Annotated in this window: 2 protein-coding genes and 1 tRNA gene; all 3 read left to right on the top strand. The window is 61.7% G+C overall.

The annotated features are described in order from the left end of the window. Positions 1-334, top strand: a 334-nt coding sequence (locus U8L64_RS20200) for a hypothetical protein (protein ID WP_442965256.1), incomplete at its 5' end; no start/stop codon positions are given. Positions 335-417: 83 nt separating this feature from the next. Beyond that, positions 418-492: transfer RNA gene (locus tag U8L64_RS00505), tRNA-Gln, on the top strand. Then, positions 461-645 (top strand): hypothetical protein (locus U8L64_RS00500; RefSeq protein WP_333392737.1); only part of this gene is annotated, 185 nt, incomplete at its 3' end. The genes U8L64_RS00505 and U8L64_RS00500, both read left to right, overlap by 32 nt.

Raw genomic sequence — 645 nt, 5'->3', positions numbered from 1 at the left:
CTTCGAGCGCGACGGCTACCTGGTCATCCCCAATCTGTTCAGTGCCGCGGAAGTGGCGCTGTTTCGCGCCGCTGTCGGGTTCCTGGATGGTCTTGCCGGAGTCGGCGACGGCCGGATCCCGGCGCATGCGCTCGAGTTCGGCGCGAAAAAGCGCCACTTACGCGGCACTGAACAGATTGGGGATGACCAGGTAGCCGTAGCGCTCGAAGCAATGGTTCGTCAGTACCCGAAACCTGATCTTTCGCATGTAGACTATCGGGTACACGCGTGCAAGCAGGCCGAACATGCGCTTGGCAACTACCGCGCAGCCCTGGCCACCAGCCCCGCAGCCTGAGGCCCGCCACCATGAACCGCACTCTCGACCATAACCTCTATCAGGTTCGTACGCGTCGAATCGCACGCGATTTTTTACTCTACAGGGGCGTCGCCAAGCGGTAAGGCACCAGGTTTTGATCCTGGCATGCGTTGGTTCGAATCCAGCCGCCCCTGCCATAACCTCTATCAGCTCGATCAGGTGCGCCGGCGCATTGCGAAAGTGCCGGCTGCCGTTATCGGCACCGACCACCTCGAACGGTGCGCCCGGTGCAATGAGCTGCTGCCACGCCTGTTGCCACTGCTGGAGTTGCTCCTTCATCTGCCGTTCCC

The organism is Pseudomonas sp. FIP_A4 (genome assembly GCF_036701605.1).
Taxonomy (GTDB): domain Bacteria; phylum Pseudomonadota; class Gammaproteobacteria; order Pseudomonadales; family Pseudomonadaceae; genus Stutzerimonas; species Stutzerimonas phenolilytica.
This window is presented reverse-complemented; position numbering and strand designations above follow the sequence as displayed.